Origin of the sequence: Saccharothrix sp. (assembly GCF_031180885.1) — a bacterium.
Lineage (GTDB): Bacteria > Actinomycetota > Actinomycetes > Mycobacteriales > Pseudonocardiaceae > Actinosynnema.
Window position 1 is genome coordinate 799,416 of record NZ_JAPSLK010000001.1, and the last position, 20,621, is coordinate 820,036.

General features: G+C 70.1%; 22 protein-coding genes. 16 read left to right on the forward strand and 6 right to left on the reverse strand.

Translation table 11 applies throughout. The annotated features are described in order from the left end of the window. Positions 1–16: 16 nt before the first annotated feature. Positions 17–352, reverse strand: coding sequence for a hypothetical protein (locus RIN75_RS04030; protein WP_309110351.1), 336 nt, complete (start codon positions 350–352; stop codon positions 17–19). A 558-nt stretch (positions 353–910) separates the two neighbouring features. Here RIN75_RS04030 and RIN75_RS04035 point away from each other — a divergent pair. After that, complete coding sequence (locus RIN75_RS04035) at positions 911–2,086, forward strand: hypothetical protein (RefSeq protein WP_309110352.1); 1,176 nt, start codon at positions 911–913, stop codon at positions 2,084–2,086. Between the two features lie 245 nt (positions 2,087–2,331). Here RIN75_RS04035 and RIN75_RS04040 read toward each other — a convergent pair whose 3' ends face one another. Further along, positions 2,332–2,874, reverse strand: coding sequence for an RICIN domain-containing protein (locus RIN75_RS04040; protein ID WP_309110353.1), 543 nt, complete (start codon positions 2,872–2,874; stop codon positions 2,332–2,334). 162 nt (positions 2,875–3,036) lie between these two features. Here RIN75_RS04040 and RIN75_RS04045 point away from each other — a divergent pair, with 162 nt between their 5' ends. Continuing rightward, positions 3,037–3,186, forward strand: coding sequence for a hypothetical protein (locus tag RIN75_RS04045; RefSeq protein ID WP_309110354.1), 150 nt, complete (start codon positions 3,037–3,039; stop codon positions 3,184–3,186). On the opposite strand, the gene RIN75_RS04050 is transcribed toward RIN75_RS04045, so the two are convergent. Continuing rightward, positions 3,173–4,099, reverse strand: a complete 927-nt coding sequence (locus tag RIN75_RS04050) for a TIGR03617 family F420-dependent LLM class oxidoreductase (RefSeq protein WP_309110355.1) — start codon at positions 4,097–4,099, stop codon at positions 3,173–3,175. The genes RIN75_RS04045 and RIN75_RS04050 overlap by 14 nt on opposite strands. A 63-nt stretch (positions 4,100–4,162) precedes the next feature. Here RIN75_RS04050 and RIN75_RS04055 point away from each other — a divergent pair, with 63 nt between their 5' ends. Further along, positions 4,163–4,585 carry a 50S ribosomal protein L11 gene (locus RIN75_RS04055; protein WP_309110356.1) on the forward strand — a complete coding sequence of 141 codons (423 nt, stop codon included), beginning with the start codon at positions 4,163–4,165 and terminating at the stop codon, positions 4,583–4,585. Here the strand turns inward: RIN75_RS04055 and RIN75_RS04060 are convergent. After that, complete coding sequence (locus tag RIN75_RS04060; protein WP_309110357.1) at positions 4,582–5,034, reverse strand: DUF4442 domain-containing protein; 453 nt, start codon at positions 5,032–5,034, stop codon at positions 4,582–4,584. The two genes, RIN75_RS04055 and RIN75_RS04060, sit on opposite strands and share 4 nt — an antisense overlap. A gap of 140 nt (positions 5,035–5,174) precedes the next feature. On the opposite strand from RIN75_RS04060, the gene RIN75_RS04065 reads away from it, so the two are divergent. Beyond that, positions 5,175–5,672 carry a MarR family transcriptional regulator gene (locus RIN75_RS04065; protein WP_309110358.1) on the forward strand — a complete coding sequence of 166 codons (498 nt, stop codon included), beginning with the start codon at positions 5,175–5,177 and terminating at the stop codon, positions 5,670–5,672. After that, a complete protein-coding gene (locus tag RIN75_RS04070) occupies positions 5,672–7,333 on the forward strand; it encodes an MDR family MFS transporter (protein WP_309110359.1) in 1,662 nt (553 codons plus the stop codon). The genes RIN75_RS04065 and RIN75_RS04070 overlap by 1 nt, the downstream gene beginning before the upstream one ends. 60 nt (positions 7,334–7,393) lie before the next feature. Here RIN75_RS04070 and RIN75_RS04075 read toward each other — a convergent pair whose 3' ends face one another. Then, a complete protein-coding gene (locus tag RIN75_RS04075) occupies positions 7,394–7,897 on the reverse strand; it encodes an inorganic diphosphatase (protein ID WP_309110360.1) in 504 nt (167 codons plus the stop codon). Between the two features lie 126 nt (positions 7,898–8,023). On the opposite strand from RIN75_RS04075, the gene dacB reads away from it, so the two are divergent. From dacB to hpt, 4 genes are all read left to right on the forward strand, one after another. Beyond that, positions 8,024–9,934: a D-alanyl-D-alanine carboxypeptidase/D-alanyl-D-alanine-endopeptidase gene (gene dacB, locus RIN75_RS04080; RefSeq protein ID WP_309110361.1), complete on the forward strand. Its 1,911-nt coding sequence runs from the start codon at positions 8,024–8,026 to the stop codon at positions 9,932–9,934. 66 nt (positions 9,935–10,000) lie between these two features. Then, positions 10,001–11,023 (forward strand): zinc-dependent metalloprotease, encoded by a 1,023-nt coding sequence (locus tag RIN75_RS04085; protein ID WP_309110362.1) that lies wholly within the window; start codon positions 10,001–10,003, stop codon positions 11,021–11,023. Next, positions 11,020–11,934 carry a tRNA lysidine(34) synthetase TilS gene (tilS, locus tag RIN75_RS04090; RefSeq protein ID WP_309110363.1) on the forward strand — a complete coding sequence of 305 codons (915 nt, stop codon included), beginning with the start codon at positions 11,020–11,022 and terminating at the stop codon, positions 11,932–11,934. Before RIN75_RS04085 ends, tilS begins: the two co-directional genes overlap by 4 nt. A 20-nt stretch (positions 11,935–11,954) precedes the next feature. Further along, positions 11,955–12,506, forward strand: coding sequence for a hypoxanthine phosphoribosyltransferase (hpt, locus tag RIN75_RS04095; protein ID WP_309110442.1), 552 nt, complete (start codon positions 11,955–11,957; stop codon positions 12,504–12,506). Between the two features lie 126 nt (positions 12,507–12,632). Here hpt and RIN75_RS04100 read toward each other — a convergent pair whose 3' ends face one another. Next, entirely contained in the window at positions 12,633–14,333 is a 1,701-nt protein-coding gene (locus RIN75_RS04100; RefSeq protein ID WP_309110364.1) for a substrate-binding and VWA domain-containing protein, read from the reverse strand. Positions 14,334–14,754: 421 nt separating this feature from the next. On the opposite strand from RIN75_RS04100, the gene ftsH reads away from it, so the two are divergent. From ftsH to RIN75_RS04135, 7 genes are all read left to right on the forward strand, one after another. After that, on the forward strand, positions 14,755–16,959 hold the full coding sequence (gene ftsH, locus RIN75_RS04105; RefSeq protein WP_309110365.1) for an ATP-dependent zinc metalloprotease FtsH: 2,205 nt from the start codon (positions 14,755–14,757) through the stop codon (positions 16,957–16,959). Between the two features lie 5 nt (positions 16,960–16,964). Beyond that, the gene (folE, locus tag RIN75_RS04110; protein ID WP_309110443.1) at positions 16,965–17,588 is read left to right on the forward strand and encodes a GTP cyclohydrolase I FolE; all 624 of its coding nucleotides are present in this window, start codon (positions 16,965–16,967) and stop codon (positions 17,586–17,588) included. A gap of 29 nt (positions 17,589–17,617) precedes the next feature. Continuing rightward, positions 17,618–18,403, forward strand: a complete 786-nt coding sequence (gene folP, locus RIN75_RS04115; protein WP_309110444.1) for a dihydropteroate synthase — start codon at positions 17,618–17,620, stop codon at positions 18,401–18,403. Continuing rightward, positions 18,396–18,758, forward strand: coding sequence for a dihydroneopterin aldolase (gene folB / locus RIN75_RS04120; RefSeq protein ID WP_309110366.1), 363 nt, complete (start codon positions 18,396–18,398; stop codon positions 18,756–18,758). The genes folP and folB overlap by 8 nt, the downstream gene beginning before the upstream one ends. Continuing rightward, entirely contained in the window at positions 18,751–19,233 is a 483-nt protein-coding gene (folK, locus tag RIN75_RS04125) for a 2-amino-4-hydroxy-6-hydroxymethyldihydropteridine diphosphokinase (protein WP_309110367.1), read from the forward strand. The genes folB and folK overlap by 8 nt, the downstream gene beginning before the upstream one ends. A 220-nt stretch (positions 19,234–19,453) precedes the next feature. Then, positions 19,454–20,110, forward strand: a complete 657-nt coding sequence (locus tag RIN75_RS04130) for a maleylpyruvate isomerase family mycothiol-dependent enzyme (RefSeq protein ID WP_309110368.1) — start codon at positions 19,454–19,456, stop codon at positions 20,108–20,110. A gap of 22 nt (positions 20,111–20,132) precedes the next feature. Beyond that, a complete protein-coding gene (locus RIN75_RS04135) occupies positions 20,133–20,585 on the forward strand; it encodes a DUF3180 domain-containing protein (protein ID WP_309110369.1) in 453 nt (150 codons plus the stop codon). The last annotated feature ends 36 nt before the right edge of the window (positions 20,586–20,621 follow it).

Consider the following 20,621-nt stretch of genomic DNA (forward strand, 5'->3'; position numbering starts at 1 on the left):
GTCGGCCGGGAGTGCGCTACCCGGCTTGGGCTTTTGGACGCTCACGCATGTCGCCTTGAGATTCCCAGGTGCGTGAGCGAGTCTGATCGGCAGAGTTTTCCGTCGACTCAGTGTCGGCGGCATCCACAACGAACACGGAAACTGCTTCCGGTTCGTCGGTCCAGCCATCCAGGTTGTTTGCAACCGATTGTGCGAGCGCGGCGAAGGCGGAAACGCATTGCTCGAACGTGCCGCTGTGCTCTGTGGTCGGGTAGTCGGCGGCCTCGTCCAACATGCGCTCAACAAGACGCCGTCCAGCGTCAACAACCTTGGATACTTGTGAAGCCAGTTCCAGTCGGTGCTGATCGATCATGGGTATCCTCGTTTGCGGGACGACCGGCATAGCCGCCAAAAGCTCCATCGGCCCCACCAGTCCTCGATATCGCCGATTATGTAAATCCACTCTGCTAGGCAAACGGCAGACGTGACAACGATCAATGCGGTCATGGCAATCTGTCGCTCTGTCCGGTGCTCGGTTCAGCTCTTTCAATGGTGGTAGGCGACCGGTCAAAGCCGAGTGCGCGGTGACGCGCCCGATCCGACGTCTGCACGCGGCGTAATGCAAAACGAGTCGAAAGCTCGCCATACGCCAGAGTGACCGCGATGAGCAATAGCAGAACGACGACAGTGTTCGGACCGCAGATGCACAGCGACTCGGGCGTGTGCACAGACATGCGGAGTTTCCGCCCTTCATTTGATTCGCGTTTGGGGCCCGGCGGCGCTTCCTGAGGAGGCGAAGGTCAGCGCCGCCGGGGGTCTCGTGCGCTCATGTCATACTGAAATCAGCGTGTTCTCAGCGGGTCCGATGTGGGAGGCCGCGTGGCGGCCATCTGGTGGCCCCAAGGCGGCCACGACATGGCGGAGGTGCAATGTGAGCAACTGGGCCGGCGGGAAGCGTGCTCGGACCGTGCTCGAAGCTGAGATCCGCAGTCGGCAGATGACCTTCGAGGAGTTCGTCGAGTACGCGGAGAACTTCGCGCGGGACCACGGTGAGGCCGGCACGTTGAGCCTCCGGCACCTACGGCGGTTGGCCGCCGGGCGGCAGTCGGATGGTCGACCCCTCGGACCCGTCCGTCCGGCGACGGCGCGACTTCTGGAACGGATCTTCGGGCTGTCGATCGATGAATTGTTGAGTGCACCCGACGCGGACGCTCGATCGGCCGAATCGGCGACTGATCTCCGGACGATGCTGAACATCTCCGGTCGGGTCGATCTTGGTGTGGTCAGCCTGCTACGTGGGCAACTTGACTACGTGCGCCGGTTGGATCGGCAATTGGGTGCGATCGTGGCGCACGACGAGGTCTTGGTGAAGATCACGCAAGTTGACCGCCTCCGGTCGTTCAGCTTGACGCCTGCGGTCCGTTCGGCGCTCGCCGCTCTGCAATCCGAACTGTGCACCCTGGCCGGGTGGCAGGCGCTCGACATGGGCAATCAGGTAGAGGCTTGGGGTCACTACGAGCGTGGGAAGATCGCTGCGCACGAATGTCATGACCCTGCGTTCTTGGGGCACACGCTCGCGGAACAGGCGTTCGTGTTGCTTGACGCTGGCGAACCGGATGAGGCTGTCGCGCTGCTAGAGCCGTTGGCGGATCAGTACCGACGGGTCGTCTCTCCGGTGCTTTTCGCGTGGCTGTCGGCGGCACTCGGAGAGGCGTACGCCGTGAAAGGTGATCGCTCCGCGAGCCTCAAGGCATTCGATACCGCGTCGGCCGCGTTGCCCGAAGGGGAACCGGACCACGAAGGGCCGTTCGTCGCGCTCGACCCGACACATCTCGCGCGGTGGCGCGGTCACGCGCTCGCGAGATTGGGTGAACCGGGGGCAGTGGAGACGCTGACAAAAGCGCTGGATGAACTTGATCCCTCGTTCATCAGGGCTGCTACGTCGCTGCGGGTTGATCTTGCTACCGCGCTGCTTCGTCAGGGCGAGCGAGAAGAAGCGCACCGCCACGTCGTGGTGGCGGGGTCGGCGGCCGATGAGATCGGGTCCGTGCGGCAGCGCCGCCGCATCGCGGCCTTGGGCACCGCGACACGCCCGGGACGGCGGTAGTCTTGAAGATCTTTTTGGGCGGCTCCACGTGGAGCCATCGGTGGAGCCAAACCATGCCGAACATGCCCCATGGAGCCACTTCCGGCGCAGTCGGTGACTAGTGAAGCCGCAGGTCAATGCACATGTTGGTCATGACAAGCGCTCTCGTAATGAGCAGGTCGTCGGTTCGATTCCGACAGGCGGCTCGCGAGATCGAAGGCCCGGACCGGCTCGCCGGTCCGGGCCTTCGCCGTTCCCGGCGACCCTCAGCCGCCCTCGGCGAACCCGCCGGCCGTCAAGCTCGTGATCAGGAACTGCTGCCGCAGGTCGCCGTGGCGCTCGTACAGGTGGGGCACGGCGCGGGAACCAGAACCCTCCGGAAAGTCCAGGACGTGGCCGGTGAGCACGGACGCGATGGTGTACCCGTGTCCGTCTTCGGTCCGGCGGAACCGCCACCGCTGGTGCGGTTCGGCGTGTCTGGCCCACATGCAGGGCGTCCTGGAGAGGTCGGACGTCGTGCGCGCGTCGAGTGCGAGCTTGTTCCCGACGGAGCAGATGACGTACTCACCCCAGTGCGGTGTGCGGATGAAGACCCACTGCTGGGGCTCGAAGCCGTGCGGGCGCCACATGATCGGTTCGGCGCCGTTGTGCTCTTGGACGCCGTTGTCGAGGGCGAGTCCGTTGCCGCGGTTGATGATGACGAACGGGCCGGACCGGCGTCGGCGGATCCCGCGCCAGGTGCGGGTGCTCTTCACGCTGATGAATCCCGCTGACAACCCCAGTTCGACGCTGTTCTGCGACTCGTCCACCCGGAGCCCCCTCCCGACTCGTTCTGTTCGCACGTTCATCGGTGTGGGCGCGGTGGCTCGTTAGCCGTGTGCGGTTGTGTGCGTTGCTCCATCAGAGTGGCGTTTCGGGTGGTCGCGTCAGTCGTCGTTCACCCTGTCGTTGCCACCGTGGAGGTGAGGGCGATGGTCGGGATGATCGTGCCGACGGTCTTGGCGTTGCCGTTCGTCGTGCTGGCCGCGCGGGTGGGGCGGCGGCGGTGGGTGCGGCGGCACCAGCTGGCCCGGGTTCGGGCGCAGATGGCGGTGTTCCACCACCGGCTCACGCGGACGTGAGCACTCGGGTGGCGTGGTCGCCGTAGCGGCGGTCCATCTCGGCCTTGGTCTCGGCCGGGGTGCCGACCACGGCGAAGGCGTCCAGGACGTCGTCCGGGATCGACGCGGTCATGTCGTCCCAGAGGCCTCGGCGGGACATTCGGTGCAGTTCCTCGTGCAGCTCACCCCAGCCGTGCAGGTCCAGGACCTTGCGGTACGCGGGAGTCGAGCCGTAGAAGGCGATCTGGCGTTTCACCTCGATCACGCCCGCCTCGTCGTGCGCGACCAGGGCCGGCGCGCTGATCTCCAGCGGGGGGAGGTCGGAACAAGCGCGACCGCGTTCCAGCGCGGGGACGGTGACCTCGCGGAAGTAGCGTTCGGTGGTGAAGTTGTGGCACAGGAAGCCGTCCGCGACCTCGCCGGCCACCTCGGTCATCAACTCGCCCACGCCGGCCAGCCACACCCGGGGCGGGCCGTACGGGTTCGGGCCCGGGTCGAAGAACGGTGTCATCAACGTGTGCGTGTAGAACTCGCCCCGGAACCGCAGCCGCTCACCGGTCTCCCAGCACGCCCAGATCGCCCGCAGCGCCTGGACGAACTCCCGCATCCGCGCCGCCGGCCGCGACCAAGGCATGCCGAACCGCTTGGTGATGTGCGGCTCCACCTGTGACCCCAGCCCCAGGTTGAACCGCCCGCCGGAGAGCAGTTGCAGGTCGTTGGCCTGCACGGCGGTGCTCATCGGGTTGCGGGCGAACGCCACCGCGATGGCCGTCCCCAGCTCCACGTCCAGCCCGCCCAGCCGGGCCAGGCCGACGAACGGGTCGTGGCTCGTCTCGGCCAGCCAGAAGCCGGCGCAGCCCTCGTCGAGCGCGCGCCGCGCGGACTCCTCGACGGTGCGCGGGTCGTACGAGATCTCCAGCCGATCCACCTGCACCGGCAGAACCTACCGAAAAAGGCTTTGAGCCTGCCGTTACGGCAATTCCTAGCGTCCCCGGCCATGCCACCCGCGAAGAAGACCCACCAGATCACGATCAACCTGGAGGCCGGCAACGCCTCGATGATGGACCTGGGCAAGGTGCTCGGGCAGACCGGCGTCAACCTGGTCGGCGTCAAGCGCGCCTACGACGAGGCCACCGCCGGGCAGCGCGGCGACGTCGTCCCGGCGGTGGTGACCGTTCGCGACGACAAGTCGTTCGAGCTGCGCCTCAAGACGCCGCCGACCGCGTTCCTGATCCGGAAGGCGCTGGGCGGGAAGGGTTCCCAGCGCCCCGGCCACCAGAGCGCGGGCACGCTGACCCGCGCCCAGGTCCGTGCCATCGCCGAGCGCAAGCTGCCCGACCTGAACACGACCGACCTGGACGCGGCGGAACGCGTCGTCGCCGGCACCGCCCGTTCGATGGGCTTGGCCGTCGTGGACTAGCGGTTGGGCTTGAGGGTCCAGACGACGACCATCTCGGCCGTCGTGACGCCCTCGGCGTTGGTCACGGTGACGTTGACGGGGAACTCGGGGCGGGTGCCCGCGTCGAGTTCCGCCACCACCTCGTCCGCCGGGCGACCCAGCACGGCCTCGGCGCGCAGCACGCCCAGCGCCAGCTTCTTGTAGGCGATCTCGGACCGGGCCACCAGCGGGGTCGCCTTGGCCATGTGCGGCGCGAAGGCGGCCATCGCGACCGCGCCGGACGCGGTCTCGCCCAGGCCGAAGATCATCGCCGCGTGCGGCCCGCCCACGTGGTTGTGGGTCTCGGCGGCGTCGGGCAGCTCGGCCACCACCCGGTCGCCCGCGACCTCCGGGAACTCGACGCCGCTGGTCTTGACCCACGGCACGGCCTGCTTCATCGCGTCGGCGACGAACGAGTAGTCAGCGCTCATGGCGGGGATGTTACCGACCGGTAGTCATGTAAGGCGAGTCACCGGACAACTCGTTTGCCAAGAGGCTTCCGCGGGTTCATGCTTGTACTCAGCAACTAGTTGGATGATGCAAGCAAACGGAGCGTCCCATGGTGACCCCGGTGGGTGACGAGACTCAGCTCGCCCTGGCCGAACGCATCGGCACGGCGATGGTGCGCCTCAACAAGATGCACGCCTGCGTGGCCGCCCACATGAGCAAGACCGGCATGGACAAGGCCTCGTTCGTGCTGCTGGCGAACCTGAGCCAGATGGGCCCGTCCCGGTCGAGCGCACTCGCCGAGGCGGTCTTCTCGGACCCCTCCACGGTCAGCCGCCAGGTCGCCACGCTGGTCAAGGAAGGCTGGGTCGAACGCCGGGCGGACCCGGACGACGGCCGCGCCAGCGTCCTGGCCGTCACCGACGCGGGGAAGCGCCTGCTCGACGAGCGCCGCGCGCTGCGCAACCGGGCCATCGCCCGCATGCTCGCCGACTGGTCCGAGGCGGACCTCACGGCGTTCATCGACCACTTCGAGCGCTTCGTCGGCGACTACGAGAAGGCGCTTCCGGATTTCATCGCTGAGAGCGGACTGGGGCCGCGCTCAGAAGGGGAGAAGAACTGATGTCGGAAACGACGACCCGAGCGGAGGCGACACCGCCAGGCGCCGCGCTGCTCACCCACCGCCAGATCCTGACCATCCTGTCCGGCCTGCTGCTGGGCCTCTTCCTCGCGGCGCTGGACCAGATGATCGTGGCCACCGCGATGAAGACCATCGCGGACGAGCTGCACGGCCAGACCCTCCAGGCCTGGGCGACCACGTCCTACCTGATCACGGCCACCGTCTCGACGCCGCTGTACGGGAAGCTGTCGGACATCTACGGCCGCAAGCCGATGTACCTGACGGCGATCTCGCTGTTCCTGGTCGGCTCGCTGCTGTCGGGCCTCGCGAACTCGATGTACGAGCTGGCCGCGTTCCGCGCGGTGCAGGGCCTGGGCGCCGGTGGTCTGATGTCGCTGGCCATGGCGATCCTGGCGGACATCACCTCGCCCCGTGACCGCAGCAAGTACGCGGGCTACTTCATGGCCGTGTTCGGCATCTCCAGCGTCGCGGGCCCGGTCGTCGGCGGCCTCTTCGCGGGTCTGGAGACGTTCCTGGGCACCGCCGGCTGGCGCTGGGTGTTCCTGATCAACGTCCCGATCGCGCTGGTCGCGCTGGCCGTCGTGGCGAAGGTGCTGAACATCCCGCACAAGCGGGTCGACCACCGCATCGACTACGTGGGCGCGCTGATGCTCACCGTCGGCCTGGTGCCGCTGCTGATCGTCGCCGAGCAGGGCCGCGAGTGGGGCTGGGACTCCGGCGCCGCGATCGCCATGTACGTCATCGGCGTGCTGGGCCTGATCGGGTTCGTGTTCGCCGAGCGGCGGATGGGCGACGAGGCGCTGCTGCCGCTGCGGCTGTTCAAGCGCCAGACGTTCTCGCTGGGCAACGGCGTCAACTTCGTGATGGGCATCGGGATGTTCGGCGGCATGGTGTCGCTGCCGCTGTACCTGCAGATCGTGAAGGGCTACTCGGCCACCGAGGCCGGCCTGATGATGCTGCCGCTGACCCTGGGCATCATGACCGCCGCCGGCACCAGCGGCCAGATCACCGCGAAGACCGGCCGCTACAAGGTGTTCCCGGTGGTCGGGTTCGCGCTGATGGCGGCCTCGCTGTTCCTGTTCGGCACGATCGGCACGGACACGCCGGTCTGGCAGCCGCTGGTGATGATGTTCTTCATGGGCGCGGGCCTGGGCCTGTCCATGCAGACCCTGCTGGTGGCCATCCAGAACGACGCCGAGCCGCGGGACATGGGTGTGGCGACGTCGTCGGCCACGTTCTTCCGGCAGATCGGCGGCACGGTCGGCACCGCGGTGTTCCTGTCGATCCTGTTCAGCACGGTCGGCGACAAGATCGGCAACGCGGTCCGCACCTCGCTGGGCGACCCGGCCTTCGTGGCCGCGCTGGCCAAGCCGGAGAACGCGCAGATCGCGGGCGCGCTGCAGAACGGCGGCTCGGGCGTGGACCTGAACAACACCGAGTTCCTGACCAAGCTCGACCCGGTGGTCGCGCGGCCGTTCCTGGACGGCTTCTCCGGCTCCATCGACCTGGTGTTCCTGGTCGGCGGCCTGGTGTCGATCGTCGGGTTCGCGCTGGTGTGGTTCCTGCGCGAGGTCCCGCTGTCCAACCGGTCGGGCCTGGAGCGGGTCAACGACGAGGCGGCGGCGCCGGTCGCGGTCCACTAGTCCTCGGAACGGAGAACGGGCCACCCCTTCACCGGGGGTGGCCCGTTCCGCTTCGTCCGGTCAGTGGTCCTCGCCGCGCGCCACGGCGTCCTTCAGGCGCTGGTAGGACCGCACGATCTCGGCCTCGGCCTCGGTGCGGCCGACCCAGGTCGCGCCCTCCACGCTCTTGCCCGGCTCCAGGTCCTTGTAGACCTCGAAGAAGTGCTGGATCTCCAGGCGGTAGAACTCGGAGAGGTGGTGGATGTCGCGCAGGTGCTCGCTGCGGGGGTCCTCGGCGGGCACGCAGAGCAGCTTGTCGTCGCCGCCCTTCTCGTCGGTCATGCGGAACATGCCGATCGCGCGGGCCCGGATGAGGCAGCCCGGGAAGGTCGGCTCCTGGACGAGCACGAGCGCGTCCAGCGGGTCACCGTCCTCACCGAGGGTGTCGTCGACGAAGCCGTAGTCCGCCGGGTACTGAGTGGCCGTGAAGAGGGTGCGGTCCAGCCGGATGCGCCCCGTCTTGTGGTCCATCTCGTACTTGTTCCGGACCCCCTTGGGGATCTCGATGGTGACGTCGAACTCCACTGCGCGGTCCTCGCTCGTCTTTGACGTTCGTTACGCCACTAGTGTGGACCACGAGGTGTCGTCAACCCTCATCCGAGTGCCTGGTCGTGGGTGTGACATTGCCCGTAATCAACCCCGGAGGACTGCGTGCCCGACGAGCCATCGTGGCCGACCGTCGACGATGACGATGTGGTCCACGAACCGCCAACGGTGCAGGTCAGAAGGCCGGGACCGGGCGACTCGCCGACCATGCGCATCCCCGTGCCGCCGCCGGCCCCGCCCGCGCCGGAGCGGACGTCGATCGTCCGCAAGCCGACGCCGCCCGCCGACCAGACCACCCGCCCGCTCGACCAGACCACCCGCCCGCTCGACCAGCCCGCGCCCCGCGAGCCGCAGAACGGACGCCCGCCGGCCCGTGCCGAGCAGCCGCCGACCCCGCCGCGCGGCCAGGCGCCGGTCGAAGCGGCCCGGCCGCGTCAGGAGCCGGCCGAGGCCGGGCGCTCCCGCCAGGAAGCCGCCGAGCCGGCCCGGCCGCGCCAGGAGCCGGATGAGGCCACCCGGTCGCGTGAGGCGGTCACCGACGCCGCGTGGTCCCGCTGGGAGGCCGGCTCGGACGACGCCCCCGAACCCGCCGAAGCCGCCGACGAGGAGCACGCCAAGCCGCAGCGGATCGGGACCGTCGACGAACCGGAGCGGCGGAAGCGGCCGTTGGCGCTGGTAGGAGCCTTGGCCGCGGTGCTCCTGCTGGTCGCGGGCGGGGTGACGTCGTGGCAGCTCGGGTGGTTCGACACCGCGCCCGTGCCGACCACCGCCGCGCCGCAGCCACCCGCCCCCGTCTCACTCGCCGTCCAGGCTGTCGGCACCGCCGGACCCGTGCCCAGCGCCTCCGGGATCGCCGCCGCCCTGCGCGGACCCGCCGGGAACCCGAACCTGGGCACGCTGACCGGCGTCGTCGCCGACCCGGGCACCGGCCAGGTGCTGTGGAAGCAGGGCGACACGACCCCGCTCACCCCCGCCTCCACGGTGAAGATCCTGGTCGCGGCGGCCTCGCTGCTCGCGCTGGACCACACGTCCCAGCTGTCCACCAAGGTCGTCCAAGGCCCCCAACCGGGCACGGTCGTGCTGGTCGGCGGCGGCGACCCGACGCTGTCCTCGTTCCCCGCCGACCGCAGCACCGTCTACCCCGGCGCGGCCACCCTCGACGAGCTGGCCTCGCAGGTCTCCGCGCACGGCCCGGTCACCCAGGTCCTCTACGACACCAGCCGCTACCAGGGCGACGGCATGGCCCCGGGCTGGGACCCGGGCGACGTCGGCGGCGGGTACGTGTCCCCGATCGGCCCGCTGATGATGGACGGCGGACGCCAGGACCCGACCGCCTACGACACCCCGCGCACCGGCACGCCCGCCGCCGCTGCCGCGCAGGCCCTCGCGTCGCGGGTGGGCGCGGCGTCCACGGCCCCCGGCACCGCGCCGGCGGGCGCCAAGGTGCTCGGCGAGGTGAAGTCCGCGCCGGTGGACCAGTTGGTCGAGAACCTGATGCAGGTCTCGGACAACGTCCTGGCCGAGACGATGGCCCGCGAGGTCGCCATCGCCCGGGGCCTGCCGCCGACGTTCGAGGGCGGTGTGCAGGCGGTGCGGGCGGTGCTCACCGAGAACGGGTTCGACCTGACCGGGGCGGAGGTCGTGGACGCGTCCGGGCTGTCCAAGAACGACAAGGTCCCGGCGCGGCTGCTCACCGACATCCTCACCGCCGCCGCGAAGCCCGACGCCGGCGATCCGAAGACCGCCAAGCTCCGGCCGCTGCTCACCGCCCTGCCGGTGGCCGGTGGCAGCGGGACGCTCGCCGGCCGGTACACGGACCTGGCGGGCAAGGGCTGGGTGCGGGCCAAGACCGGCACGTTGACGGCGGTGAACTCGCTGGCCGGCGTCGTGGTGGACAACGACGGCCGCCTGCTGGTGTTCGCGTTCATGTCGATCAGCCCTGAGGACCCGCGGACGAAGGTCCGCCCGGGCTTGGACGCCATGGCCACGGCCCTCCGCGGCTGCGGCTGTACCTAGCTCGGACCGGCCCTGCCGAGACGTGAGAGGTGTTGCCCCGGCCAGGGCGCAGGTAGCGTTCGCGGTGTGAACCGCGCTGCGCAGGACCACCGTGCGGGCAGTGACCCGGTCGACTGGGAGCTGGCCGTCGCGACCGCCGCCCGGCTCGTGCGCCCCGGTCCGGTGGTGCCCAGAGCGGAGGCCGACGTCGCCGTGGGGCGGCTGCGCGAGCAGGCCATCGACGCCGAGGTGCACGTCCGCGAGCTGACCGGGCTGGGCCACGGGCTGCCGCTGCGGGCCGGCGAGGTCGTCGACCGGCCCGGCTGGGTCAAGGCGGCCGTGCAGGGGCTCTCCGTGCTGACCGACGGTGCCCTGCCGCGCCAGTCCGGCACGTTCAGCGGCGTTCTGTCAGGCACCGCCGGCGTCCAGGCGGGCGTGGTCATCGCGTTCCTGAGCGCGCGGGTGCTGGGCCAGTACGACCCGTTCTCCGACGGCGGCCGGCTGCTGCTGGTCGCGCCCAACATCGTCGGCGCGCAGCGGGCGCTGGACGTCAACGGCGCGGACTTCAGCATGTGGGTGTGCCTGCACGAGGGCACGCACAGGCTCCAGTTCACCGCCGTCCCGTGGCTCAAGGACCACTTCTCCGGCCTGGTCGGGCGGCTGCTGTCGACCATGGACGACGGTGTCGCCGTGCGGCTGCGGGACCTGCCGAGGCGGTTGCGCGAGGCGGGCGGGTTCGTGGACCTCTTGCAGAACCCGGCGCAGCGCGAGGTGCTGGACCAGCTGATCGCCCTGTCCACCCTGCTCGAAGGGCACGCCGACCACGTCATGGACGCGGTGGGCCCCGAGGTCGTGCCGTCCGTGGCGGTCATCCGCCAGCGGTTCACCGCCCGGCGCAAGGGCGGCGGCATGCTCGACCGGGTGTTGCGGACGCTGCTCGGCGTCGAGGCGAAGGTCCGCCAGTACGCCGAGGGCGCGGCGTTCACCAGGCACGTCGTGTCCGCGGTCGGCATGCCCGGCTTCAACGCGGTGTGGACCGGTCCGGACACGCTGCCCACCCGGGCCGAGATCGCCGACCCGGCCGCCTGGCTGCGCCGCGTCTCGCCGTGAACGGGCCGGTCGACCGGGTCCGCGTCGCGGTGCGGCGCTTCCTGGCCGAGCACCGGCCCGAAGAACTCACCGTCGCCGTGTCCGGCGGCGCGGATTCGCTCGCCCTGGCGGCGGTGACCGCGCGGCTGCGACCCGGGACTCGCGCGGTCGTGGTCGACCACGGGCTCCAGGAGGACTCCGCCACCGTCGCCGCCCGAGCCGCCGCGACCTGCACCGACCTGGGGTTGCGGGCCGAAGTGCGGACGGTCGTGGTGGACGGCCCCGGCGGCCCCGAGGCGGCGGCCCGGCGGGCGCGGTACGCGGCGCTGCGGCCGGAGCGGGGTCTGGTGCTGCTCGGGCACACCCTGGACGACCAGGCGGAGACCGTCCTGCTGGGCCTGGGCCGGGGTTCCGGGCCGCGCAGCATCGCCGGGATGCGGGCGTTCGACCCGCCGTGGGGACGTCCCCTGCTCGGCGTGTCGCGCGCGGACACCGCCGCCGCGTGCGCCGAGCTGGGCCTCACCCCATGGGTGGACCCGCACAACGCCGACCCCGCCTACACCCGCGTCCGCCTGCGCACCGAGGTCCTGCCGCTGCTGGAGGACGTCCTCCAGGGCGGTGTGGCGGACGCGTTGGCCCGCACCGCGGCCCAGCTGCGGGAGGACTGTGACGCACTCGACGAACTGGCGCGGTCCCACCCCGGCGACCCCCGCGACGCCAAGGAACTGGCCGATCTCCCGACCGCGCTCCGCAGGCGTGTGCTGCGCCTGTGGCTGCTCGACGAGGGCGTGCCCGAGTTGTCCGACTCGCACCTGCGCCGGGTGGACGCGCTGGTCGCGGAGTGGCACGGCCAGGGCGGGGTTTGGCTGCCCGGCGGCTTTGTGGCACGCCGTGCGCATGGCAGGCTGCGAGTTGAACCAGTGCAGTCATGACACAACAAAGGGGTTCGTCCGTGTACGACGGCGACATCGCCTCCGTGCTCATCACCGAGCAGGAAATCAGCGACAAGGTCACCGAGCTGGCCAACAAGGTCGCGGCCGACTACCCGGCCGACGGCGGGTCCGACCTCGTCTTGATCACCGTGCTCAAGGGTGCGGTGATGTTCATGACCGACCTGGCTCGAGCGCTGCCGGTCCCGGTCCAGTTGGAGTTCATGGCGGTCAGCTCCTACGGGTCGTCCACGTCCTCGTCGGGCGTGGTGCGCATCCTCAAGGACCTGGACCGCGACATCGCGGACCGCGACGTGATCATCGTCGAGGACATCATCGACTCGGGTCTGACGCTGTCGTGGCTGCTGAAGAACCTGGCGTCGCGCAAGCCGCGGTCGCTGGAGGTGTGCTCGCTGCTGCGCAAGCCGGACGCGGTGAAGGTCGACGTGCCGGTGAAGTACGTGGGCTTCGAGATCCCGAACGAGTTCGTGGTCGGCTACGGCCTGGACTACGCCGAGCGCTACCGGGACCTGCCGTACATCGGCACCTTGGACCCGAAGGTCTACTCAGTGTGATTCGGCCGCGACTCCGTCGCGGCGGCGAGGCCGCCTGGAAGTCGGCCCATCCGCTCGTGCTTCCCGCCGATCACGCTTTTCGATCGGCGGGAAGCACGAGCCGACAGGCCGACGCGGCCTCGCGGGTCAGCAGTTCGGCCGGCAGCGCCGCTGGGAGATCGCGTCCAGCAGCACGGTCTTGATGTCGTCCGGCTTGAGTGCCTGGTAGGACTTGCCGCCGGTCGCCGCCGCGATCTGCTTCAGCGTCTCCATGTCCGCCTCCGGCCCCAGGCCCACCATGAACATGGGCACCGGGCGGGCCGGGTCGGCCTCCTTCTTCAGGATCTCGACCAGTTGCGGCAGCTTGAGCGTGGAGATGTCGTCGTTGCTGCCGTCGGTCATGATGGTGACCGAGTTGATCTTGGACGGGTTGAACGTCTGCTGCGCGTGCCGGAACGCGGCCAGGACCGTGTCGTTCAACGACGTGCCGCCGCCGACCAGGGCCGGGATGCCGCCCGCGCCCCGCTGGAGCTGCTCGCGGCGCGGCTTGCCCGCGATCGGCTCGCCCAGCGGACCGGGCGGCACCAGCTCCACGTAGCCCTTCGGCTTGCGGTTGGTGGAGAACGCCCACAGGCCGATCTCGGAGGTGTCCGGCAGCATCGCCAGCGCGGTCAGCGACGCGTCGCGCGCCGCCTGGACCCGGGTCAGCTCGCTGCCCTGCATCTTCTCGGCCATCGAGCCGGACACGTCGAGCACCGCGAGGATGCGGGTGTCCAGGCTGACCGCGCCCCACGTGCGCAGCAGCTCGGAGACCTGGTCCGGGGACGGGGTCTTGAGCATGGCCACGTCGTCGCCGCGCACGCCGTCCTTCTCGTTGGTCCAGCCCTGCGGGGCCTTGCCGTCCGGGGTGCGGAACCCGGCCTCGGCGAAGCGCTGGGCGGTCCGGCCGTTGCGCAGGGCCTTCTCGAAGCCCTCGGCGGCCTCGGCGGTGCCCGCCTGCTCGCCCGCGCGGCTCACCCGGACCACCGGGTAGTCGAAGCTGACCGTGCCCTCCTTGGGGTAGGAGGCGACGACCCGGCGCGACCCGGCCGCCCGGTTCGCCGACAGCACGTTCTGCTCGGCGGCGGTGAACACCGGGGCCTTGTCCGCGCCCTGCACGACCTTGCCGAACGCGTCCCGCACGGACGGCAGCGCGTTGCGGCCGACCCGCAGCAGCGCGCCGATCAGCTCGGGCTTGGGCGTGCCGTCCGGGTTGCCCAGCTGGGCGCGGATGACGGCGAGCGTGGCCAGGCCCTCGGTCGAGGTCGTCGGGTCGCTCAGCGACACCGACACCCGCGGGTCGACGACCTTCGCCCAGGTCACGGGCTGGATCGGCCACCCCAGGTCGCCCATGGCCTTCTCGGAGCCCGCGATCACCAGGGGTGACGAGGCGAGCGAGTCCTTGATGTCCAGGCGGGGTGCTTCGGCGCCCTGGTCACCGGCCTGGCGCTGGGTCTCGGCGGCCCACATGGACGAGTCCGGGATCCACAGCGACGGCGGGTTGATCTGGGCCGTGGGCAGCTCGTGGGACACGTCGGCCGCGCCGCGCGCCTCGATCTGCACCTGGACGCACTTGCCCTCGACGACGGGCTGTCCGGCCTGGTAGTCGTCGGCGGCGCCGCGCACGACCTCCTCGGCCGCCGGGGTCACGGCGACCTTCAGCGGGAGGGTGCCCTTGCACTCCGGCCCGCTGGTGGCCTGGATGGCGACGACGGTGACCCCGCCCGCCGCGATGACGCCCAGGAGGGCGCCGAGGGGCAGGGCTATCCGGCGCACCCGGCTGGGGGAACGCTCGTTGCGAGCTGACATACCGTTAGTACCTTCAGTTGGTGTTCACCCTTTCGGGTGGGCGTTGAACACTCAGTAACTGCCGAGGATGACACGGGCCGCTCACGTGACAAACTCTCGTGTTCTATGTCACTCGAATGACCCTCACTTCGTTGCTACCTGCTAGTAACGCAATACCCCCGGTCAGTGTTACGGCCCGGTAGGCGGGAAAGTTCATGATCGTTTACCCGGCCGGGTGAACCGCGCTGACCTGCGCGCCGTGTTCGCGGTCACCACGGGGAACACTTGACGCGTCCCAGCCGTTGGTCCGGCGAGACGTGACTGCCCCACACGCGGAGCACTCCGCCCCTGCTCGGGGCGGTAGGCTGGTCGGACGGGTCGTGCCCGTCCGCGCCCGTCACCAAGTCAGGGAGGGTCGAGGCCGCCCGCCGGCCGTAAGTGAATGGACCGCAAGCGCCTGCTTCGCAACCCGCTGCTCTGGATCGTGGCGGTGTTGCTGCTCTACTACGCCTTCACCGTGCTCTTCGACGACGCCCGGGGTTACCACCCGGTCAAGACGTCCCAGGCACTGCAGCAGATCCGGGACGGCAAGGTCAAGGAAGCCACGATCGAGGACAAGGAGCAGCGTCTCCGCCTGACCATGGTCGACGGGCAGAACTTCGAGGGCCACGACCGGCTGATCACGCAGTTCCCGGCCAGCTCCACGGACGAGGTGTTCACCATCCTCGACCAGGCCGGCAACAAGCCGACCGTCGAGACCAAGGTGAGCCAGGACTCGTTCCTGGTCCAGCTGCTGCTCTACCTGGTGCCGCTCGGCCTGCTGTTGCTGCTGCTGATGTGGATGATGAACAACGCCCAGGGTGGCGGGAACCGCGTCCTCAACTTCGGCAAGTCCAAGGCCAAGCAGCTGTCCAAGGACATGCCCAAGACGACGTTCGCCGACGTCGCGGGCGCCGAGGAGGCCGTCGAGGAGCTCCAGGAGATCAAGGACTTCCTGCAGAACCCCGGCCGCTACCAGGCACTGGGCGCCAAGATCCCCAAGGGCGTGCTGCTCTACGGCCCGCCCGGCACCGGCAAGACGCTGCTCGCGCGCGCCGTCGCCGGTGAGGCAGGCGTGCCGTTCTACTCGATCTCCGGCTCGGACTTCGTCGAGATGTTCGTCGGCGTCGGCGCCTCGCGCGTCCGGGACCTGTTCGAGCAGGCCAAGCAGAACGCGCCGTGCATCATCTTCGTCGACGAGATCGACGCGGTCGGCCGCCACCGCGGCGCCGGCCTCGGCGGTGGCCACGACGAGCGCGAGCAGACGCTGAACCAGCTGCTGGTCGAGATGGACGGCTTCGACTCGCGCGGCGGGATCATCCTGATCGCGGCGACCAACCGGCCCGACATCCTGGACCCGGCGCTGCTGCGCCCCGGCCGGTTCGACCGGCAGATCCCGGTGTCCGCGCCGGACCTGAAGGGGCGCAAGCAGATCCTGCGCGTGCACGCCAAGGGCAAGCCGTTGGGCCAGGACGTGGACCTGGACGGCCTGGCCAAGCGCACCGTGGGCTTCTCCGGCGCCGACCTGGCCAACGTGATCAACGAGGCCGCCCTGCTCACCGCCCGCCAGAACGGCACCGTCATCACCGGCGGCGCGCTGGAGGAGTCGGTGGACCGGGTGATCGGCGGTCCGGCCCGCAAGAGCCGGATCATCTCCGAGAAGGAGAAGAAGATCACCGCCTACCACGAGGCCGGGCACGCCCTGGCCGCGTGGGCGATGCCGGACATCGACCCGGTCTACAAGGTCACCATCCTCGCCCGCGGCCGGACCGGCGGTCACACGCTGTCCGTGCCCGAGGAGGACAAGGACCTGATGACCAGGTCCGAGATGATCGCCCGGCTGGTGTTCGCGCTGGGCGGCCGGTCCGCCGAGGAGCTGGTGTTCCACGAGCCGACCACGGGCGCCTCCAACGACATCGAGCAGGCGACCAAGATCGCCCGCGCGATGGTCACCGAGTACGGCATGTCCGCCCGCCTGGGCGCGGTCAAGTACGGCCAGGAGCAGGGCGAGCCGTTCCTGGGCCGCACGGCTGGCCGGCAGGCCGACTACTCGCTGGAGGTCGCGCACGAGATCGACGAGGAGGTGCGCGAACTCATCGAGGCCGCGCACACCGAGGCGTACGAGGTGCTCAACACCTACCGGGACGTGCTCGACGCGCTCACGCTGGAGCTGATCGAGAAGGAGACCCTGCACCAGAAGGACCTGGAGCGGATCTTCGCCAGCGTCGAGAAGCGCCCGCGGATCACGAAGTTCAACGACTTCGGCAACCGGACGCCGTCGAACATCCCGCCGGTCAAGACCCCGGCCGAGCTGGCCAAGGAGCGCGGCGAGCCGTGGCCCCCGGCCATCGAGGACACCATCGACCAGGAGCTGCCGCCCGTGCAGGACCCGGTGCCGACGCCGCCCGCGCCGGCCCCGAACGGCAGCAACGGCGCCCCGTACCAGCCGCAGCCGGTGCACCCGTCCTCGGGCCCGCCGAACTACGGCGCGCCCCCCGGCTGGACCCCGGCCACCGTGCCGGGCGGGCAGTCCCCCCAGTGGCAGCCCGAGCCGACCGAGGCGTCGGACCAGCGGAACATCGAGACAGACCCGGACAACCGCAAGTGACCGACATCGACCAGGCCGGCCTCTCCGTCGACGGAGGGGCCGGCCTCGCGCGGCGGCCCTTCGACCACAAGCGGGCCGAGGCGGCCGTGCGGGAGCTGCTGCTCGCGTGCGGCGAGGACCCGGACCGCGAGGGGCTCCGGGAGACGCCCGCCCGGGTGGCGCGCGCGTACCGGGAGCTGTTCGCCGGGCTCTACACCGACCCGGACTCGGTGCTGGCCAAGACCTTCGACGAGAGCCACGAGGAACTCGTCCTGGTCACCGACATCCCGATGTTCTCGTTCTGCGAGCACCACCTGCTGCCCTTCCACGGGGTGGCGCACGTCGGGTACATCCCGAACGAGCAGGGGCGGGTCACCGGCCTGTCCAAGCTCGCCCGGCTGGTGGACCTGTACGCCAAGCGGCCCCAGGTGCAGGAGCGGCTGACGTCGCAGGTCGCCGACGCCCTGGTGCGGCGGCTGGAGCCGCGTGGTGTGATCGTGGTCGTGGAAGCCGAGCACCTGTGCATGGGCATGCGCGGCGTCCGCAAGCCCGGGTCGCGGACCACCACGTCCGCCGTGCGCGGGCTGCTGCGGACGTCGGCGTCCTCGCGCGCCGAGGCCATCGAGCTGATCAAGGGACGTACCAGGTGAGCGTGCCTCGACCGGGGCACTGCGTGGTCATGGGCGTCCTGAACGTCACCCCGGACTCGTTCTCCGACGGCGGCCGGTACCTGGACCTGGCCGACGCGGTGGCGCACGGGGTGGCGATGCACGAACGGGGCGCGGACATCGTGGACGTGGGCGGCGAGTCCACCCGTCCGGGTGCTTCGCGCGTCGAGCCGTCGGTGGAGGCGGCGCGGGTGGCCCCGGTGATCCGCGAGCTGGTGGCGGCCGGGGTGCCGGTGTCGGTGGACACCATGCGCGCCGAGGTCGCTTCGGCAGCCCTGGAAGCGGGCGCGTCGATCGTGAACGACGTGTCCGGCGGTTTGGCTGACCCTGCGATGGCATCTGTCGTGGCGTCCGCTCGGGTGCCTTACGTGCTCATGCACTGGCGTGGGCACTCGCGGCAGATGGACCAGCTGGCCGTGTACGACGACGTTGTGCGTGATGTGCGCGACGAGCTGTGCGCGCAGGTGGACGCGGCGCTGGCGGCGGGCGTGTCGTCGGACGACATCGTCCTTGACCCCGGCTTGGGCTTCGCGAAGAACGCCACCCACAACTGGCAGCTGCTGCACCGGTTGGACGAGTTGCTGGCGCTGGGTTTTCCGGTGCTGGTGGGGGCGTCCCGGAAGCGCTTCCTGGGTTCCCTGCTGGGCGACCGGCCGCCGGGCGGTCGCGAGGACGCGACCGCGGCTGTGTCGGCACTTGCTGCTTTCCTCGGCGCCTGGGGCGTGCGCGTGCACGACGTGGACAAGTCCCTGGACGCCGTCGCGGTGGCCAGGGCGTGGAGGCAGGGCCATGGGTGACCGGATTTCGCTGCGCGGCCTGCGGGTGCGCGGGTTCCACGGGGTGTTCGAGCACGAGAAGCGCGACGGCCAGGACTTCCTGGTCGACGTCACGGCGTGGCTGGACCTGTCGCGGGCGGCGGCGACGGACGACCTGAGGGAGACGCTGCACTACGGCGAACTGGCCGAGCGCGCCGCGGCGATCGTGGCGGGGGAGCCGTACGACCTGATCGAGACGGTGGCGGGCAAGATCGCGGACGAGGTGATGACGGATTTGCGGGTGCGGGCCACCGAGGTGACCGTCCACAAACCGTCCGCTCCCATCCCGTTGACCTTCGCGGACGTCGCGGTGACCGTGCGGCGCACCCGTGACTAGGGCGGTTCTTTCGATCGGCTCCAACATGGGCGACCGGTTGGGGTACTTGCGCTCGGCGGTGGCCGGGTTCGCCGCTGAGCTGGTGGCGGTGTCCCCGGTTTACGAGACTGCGCCGTGGGGCGTGACGGACCAGGACGACTTTCTGAACGCCGTGTTGATCGTGTCGGGCTCTTTCGGGCCTTGGGACTTGCTGCGCCGTGGCCAGGCTTTGGAGAACGCTTCGGGGCGCGTGCGGACTTTGCGGTGGGGGCCGCGCACGTTGGACGTGGACGTGGTGACCGTCGACGGCGTGACGTCCGACGACCCTTCCTTGTTGTTGCCGCATCCGGGGGCTCACGAGCGAGCCACCGTTTTGGTGCCGTGGCTGGACATCGACCCGGATGCCGTGCTGCCTGGGCACGGCCGCGTGGCCGACTTGGTTGCGACGCTCGACCTGACCGGCGTCGAACGCCGCGACGACCTCACTTTGCGGTGAACCTCCTCGCCCCGCCCCTGGCCTCGCCGGCAATGTGGAGGTGTGGCGAAGCCGGTTGAACTGCCGTTCTCAGACCTGGTCGACATGCCCGACGAGACGATCGCCAAGCTCGAGCGGGCTCCAGGTGGACGGATCCGCCTCCGTTGCCCGGACGCCACCGGGTAGTTCTGCGCTGCGGGTTGGGCGGTGCGGGGTTAGCGTCGGCCGGAGGAGGTCGGCGATGAGCAACGCGGTCACGTACGACGCCGCGCGGCGGCGGATCATCAGTCTGGTCACCAACGGTGACCCGTCGGCCGAAGTGGCCGCGTGTCCCGGCTGGACGGTCAAGGACGTCGTCGCGCACCTCGCCGGCGGCCTCGGGGACTTCGTCAACCGGCGGTTCGAGGGGCACGAGAGCGGTGAGTGGGGGGAGAAGCAGGTCGAGGAGCGGCGGGACAAGGCGCTGGGTGAGCTGCTGGTCGAGTGGGAGCGGAACTTCGAGATCTCCGAGGGGTTGTTCGACTCTCCGGTCGGCGCGGTGCTGGTGGCGGAGATCGTGCAGCACGAGCACGACATCCGGGCCGCCCTCGACCAGCCGGGGGAGCGGGACAACGTCGCCGTCCGGGCCGCGCTCACCCGGCCCATGCAGGAGCTGGACAAGCGTTTGCGCGAACAGCACCTGCCCGCCCTGCGGATCACGCTGGAGCACGGCGACCGCATCCTCGGCGAGGGCGAGCCGTCGGCGACCCTGCGGACCTCGTCGTTCGAGCTGATGCGGGTCATCGGCGGGCGGCGCAGCGAGAGCCAGATCCGCTCGATGGACTGGGACGCCGACCCGACCCGCTGGCTGCCCGCCCTGCGGCTGTTCGGCGGCCGGGAGACCGCGCTCGTCGAATGAGCGTTGATGACACGATGGAACGGTGAGGTTCACCAAGCCCCGTGACCTGCTCGCCGTCGGCCTGATCGCGGGCCTGCTCGTCCACCTGCTGCTCCGCCTGTCCTACGACACGCTGCCGGAGCTGCCGACGTTCGCCGGGTTCACCCTGCTGGTGATCGCGGCCGTGGACCTCGTGCTCGCCTTCTCGCTCCGGGCCCGCATCCAGCGCAAGCCCGGGGCCGCGCCGGTGCAGCCGTTGACCGCCGCACGCGCCGTGGCGCTGGCGAAGGCGTCGTCACTCCTTGGGGCGATCATGGCGGGCGCCTGGGCGGGTGTGTTGATCTACGTAATGCCTGTTCAGGACGAATTCGACGCCGCGCGGCACGACCTGGTCAGCGCGGTCGTCGGCCTCATCAGCGCGGCCGTTTTGATCTCTGCGGGGCTCTGGTTGGAGCACTGCTGCAAGACTCCGAAAGATCCGAACTCCGATGAGTGAATACGGACGTGGAGATCTCAATCGGGTAACTGACCG

Excerpts from the sequence above, each read along its gene's own strand:
- RIN75_RS04030 (WP_309110351.1), bottom strand. The coding sequence starts at position 352 with ATGATCGATCAGCACCGACTGGAACTGGCTTCACAAGTATCCAAGGTT.
- RIN75_RS04045 (WP_309110354.1), top strand. The coding sequence starts at position 3,037 with ATGGTCGGGATGATCGTGCCGACGGTCTTGGCGTTGCCGTTCGTCGTG.
- RIN75_RS04055 (WP_309110356.1), top strand. The coding sequence starts at position 4,163 with ATGCCACCCGCGAAGAAGACCCACCAGATCACGATCAACCTGGAGGCC.
- RIN75_RS04060 (WP_309110357.1), bottom strand. The coding sequence starts at position 5,034 with ATGAGCGCTGACTACTCGTTCGTCGCCGACGCGATGAAGCAGGCCGTG.
- RIN75_RS04070 (WP_309110359.1), top strand. The coding sequence starts at position 5,672 with ATGTCGGAAACGACGACCCGAGCGGAGGCGACACCGCCAGGCGCCGCG.
- RIN75_RS04100 (WP_309110364.1), bottom strand. The coding sequence starts at position 14,333 with ATGTCAGCTCGCAACGAGCGTTCCCCCAGCCGGGTGCGCCGGATAGCC.
- ftsH (WP_309110365.1), top strand. The coding sequence starts at position 14,755 with ATGGACCGCAAGCGCCTGCTTCGCAACCCGCTGCTCTGGATCGTGGCG.
- folP (WP_309110444.1), top strand. The coding sequence starts at position 17,618 with ATGGGCGTCCTGAACGTCACCCCGGACTCGTTCTCCGACGGCGGCCGG.
- folB (WP_309110366.1), top strand. The coding sequence starts at position 18,396 with ATGGGTGACCGGATTTCGCTGCGCGGCCTGCGGGTGCGCGGGTTCCAC.
- RIN75_RS04130 (WP_309110368.1), top strand. The coding sequence starts at position 19,454 with ATGAGCAACGCGGTCACGTACGACGCCGCGCGGCGGCGGATCATCAGT.